This is a genomic window from Desulfobacter sp., assembly GCF_050177295.1.
On sequence record NZ_JBFXHE010000473.1, the window covers coordinates 1 to 3,163 of the forward strand.

General features: G+C 46.3%; 3 protein-coding genes and 1 pseudogene. 3 read left to right on the forward strand and 1 reads right to left on the reverse strand.

Features of this window, described 5'->3' with window-relative positions:
- The 3 genes and pseudogenes from AB7U36_RS21270 to AB7U36_RS21280 all read left to right on the forward strand — a co-directional run.
- A pseudogene (locus AB7U36_RS21270) lies at window positions 1-257 on the forward strand (ARMT1-like domain-containing protein); the annotation flags it as partial.
- 37 nt (window positions 258-294) lie between these two features.
- Window positions 295-1,542 (forward strand): type II secretion system inner membrane protein GspF, encoded by a 1,248-nt coding sequence (gene gspF, locus AB7U36_RS21275; protein ID WP_428161622.1) that lies wholly within the window; start codon window positions 295-297, stop codon window positions 1,540-1,542.
- Between the two features lie 218 nt (window positions 1,543-1,760).
- Window positions 1,761-2,369, forward strand: a complete 609-nt coding sequence (locus tag AB7U36_RS21280; protein ID WP_428161623.1) for a methyltransferase family protein — start codon at window positions 1,761-1,763, stop codon at window positions 2,367-2,369.
- Window positions 2,370-2,441: 72 nt separating this feature from the next.
- Here AB7U36_RS21280 and AB7U36_RS21285 read toward each other — a convergent pair.
- Window positions 2,442-3,163 (reverse strand): sensor histidine kinase (locus AB7U36_RS21285; RefSeq protein WP_428161624.1); only part of this gene is annotated, 722 nt, incomplete at its 5' end.

The following is a 3,163-nucleotide window of genomic DNA, read 5'->3' on the forward strand; positions in this document are numbered from 1 at the left end:
GTTTTGAACTCATGGAACAGAAGGTACCGCCCGAATGGATCGGAAAGGATGCCACCTACTCCACCGGCTGCACCAAGGAAATGCACATTGCCCAGGAGGTCCAAAGAGAAAACCCGGAAATGCAGCTGATAGGGCCTGCTGTGGAAAAATTCATGCGCAGGGATGAGTATGGGGTGGGCTCCATGTATGATCAACGCCTGGCCGAAATACCGGAGAGACGGATGTCGGATCGACGGCAGGGTGGGCGCCATGTATGATCAACGCCTGGCCCGGATATAAAGGATAGTATTTTATATGGCTGTTTTCGAATATAACGGGCTGACTGCCTCCGGCAGAAAAAAATCAGGCATTATAGATGCTGAAAATCATGATGCGGCCCAGGATGATTTGAAACAAAAAGGCATTTTCCCCATCTCAATTCAGCGAATTGAATCAGGCGCCGGCCGCATTAAAACGAAAAAAGAGGCATCCAGGGGAAAAAACGTTAACCTGCCGTCCTTTTTCTCTTCTGTAAAATCTTCGGAAATCAGCATGATCACACGCCAGCTGGCCACGCTTCTTACAGCGGGATTTCCCTTGCTCAAAGCCGTTGCCACCCTGGTGCCCCAGGCCAGAACCAAGGCGTTTAAGCGCGTCCTGTCCAGGGTGAAGGACGCCATTGAAGAGGGCAACAGCTTTGCCGATGCGCTAGGCGCCCACCCCCAGGTCTTTTCTGCGGTATACATAAACATGGTCAAAGCAGGCGAAGCCTCCGGCACCTTAGAGGTTGTGCTGGAACGGCTGGCCGATTTCAGTGAGAAAAGAGAGGAGACAAAAAAGAAGATCCAAGCCTCTCTTGCCTATCCCGTATTCATGGCGGTCATTGGCTTTCTTGTACTTGTGTTTCTTTTGACCTTTATTGTCCCCAATATTACAAAAATCTTTACGGATATGAACCATGACCTGCCCATGCCCACCCAGATGCTTCTTGGTATCAGCGGCATGGTAAAAGCGTGGTGGTGGCTGATCATTCCTGCACCGTTTTTCGCCCTATTATGCCTGTATGGCATCCGAAAAACCGAGAAGGGGGGGCGCATTCTGGACCGGATCATTTTATCCCTGCCGGTTTCGGGCAACCTGACCAGACAGCTCATTGCATCCCGGTTTTCCAGGACATTAGGGTCTTTGCTTGACAACGGGGTGCCGCTTTTAACAGCCCTGGGCATTACCAGAACCATTTCCGGCAACCGGGTGATTGCCGAGCTGATCGAAAAATGTGCCCAGACAGTGGAACAAGGCGGCAGTCTTGGTTCTGTTCTGGAAAAAAATTCAGCCTTTCCGGACCTTGCGGCCCAGATGATCAAGGTGGGAGAAAAAAGCGGTGAAATGGAAAAAATGCTGGAAAAATCAGCAGAACTGTTTGAAAGAAATGTTCAGACAGCCATAACAGCAGCCACCTCAATCATCGAGCCGTTGATCATTCTTATCATGGGCGTGGTGATCGGATTTATCATCCTTGCGGTTTGTCTGCCAATATTTGAAATCAACCAGTTAATAGGATGAGGATCTATTGCAGACTGCGCCAGAGGTTCCAAAATCGAAACGTCAAACTGATTGAAACCATGCAGAAAGTTGAAAAAATGGCAAGCACGTTTTCTGTCATTGCCTTCATACTTTCTTCATAATCGGTGTTATATTAGAATACTGCTGACCTATGGAGCAGAGAGAAGATCCCCTACGCATGGATCATCATGTTAATAAATTGTTTTAGGAGTCATAAAATGCCTTTTAATATAGAAAAATACAGAGGTCTGATTTCCAGGATAGCGGGAGTCATTATATTATTTTTTGTACTTGCCAGCAAAAGCCGCTGGGAGACAGAGAATGAAATATTTACCTTTATATTGTTTTTTATCGGTATCGTTCTGGTTGGCGTTGCCTCTTTGGGACGGATGTGGTGCTCTCTTTATGTGGCTGGGTACAAGGATGAACAATTGGTTACCAATGGTCCATACTCTTTGTGCAGAAATCCCCTTTATTTTTTCAGCCTACTTGGGGTCATAGGGATTGGTTTCTGCTCTGAAACACTAACGTTTCCCATTCTTTTTTTAATTTTATTTTCAAGCTATTATCCCTTTGTAATAAAGAGTGAAGAAAAAAGACTGTTGTCAAATTTTGGGGCTGAATTTGAAAGCTATATCCATAAGACACCCGCCTTCTTTCCAAAATTTTCATTATTTGAAGAGCCTGCAACCTATCTGGTCAACCCCGTCGTGTACCGGATTCATATCTTCAGTGCGTTGTGGTTTATCTGGTTTGTGGGAATTCTTGAGGTTATAGAAGGTCTCAGAGAAACAGGGGTTATCGGCTCTCTATGGAGCATTTATTGAGTTCGTTTCTTGCCAGCAAGGACCGCAGGGAAAAAGAGAATAAAATAATCTTAGAAACGGATACCGGTTGGTTCAGGCCTGTTCTGCGTATCTGTTTCTCGGCAGCCAGACGGTTGTCTGTATCATCTGATCCGGACCGTTGGTGATCTCTATTCTGCCATTATGAAGAATTACGATCTTCCGGGCAATGGCCAACCCCAGCCCGGAACCTCCGAGAGCCAGGGACCTGGACTTCTCAACACGGTAAAACTGCTCGAACAGGTGGGGAATGTCCTGTTCCGGTATTTTTGAGCCTGAATTTAAGATTTCAAGACAGAGGTCTGTCTTTGATTTCTTCCCCTTGATTTTAATTTCTCCCCCTGAGGGCAGGTTGTACCGGATTGCATTATCAATCAGATTGACGAATAGGCGGAACAATTTTTCCGAATCCCCCGTAACAGGAAGAGAAGCCCCCACCTGATTCCGGATGCGAATCCCTTTTGCAGCCAGCACGTCGGTATAATCATCAAGAATTCTGCCGATCAGCACAGACAGATCCATTTGAACGTTATCTAAAATATCCTGTTGTTCCATTCTGGAAAGATCCAGCAGGTTTTTCACCAGATGACTCATGCGGCGACTTGTTTCAAGCTGCTTGATCATGCTATTTTCAGCCGATGGTGACAGATTTTCACTCATGAGCATATCCTCCTGGGCCAGCATCAGACGGGTTATGGGGCTCTTTAATTCATGGGAGGCATTTCCGATAAATTCTCTCTGGTGATTGAAAGAATGCTGAATTCTGTCAAACATGG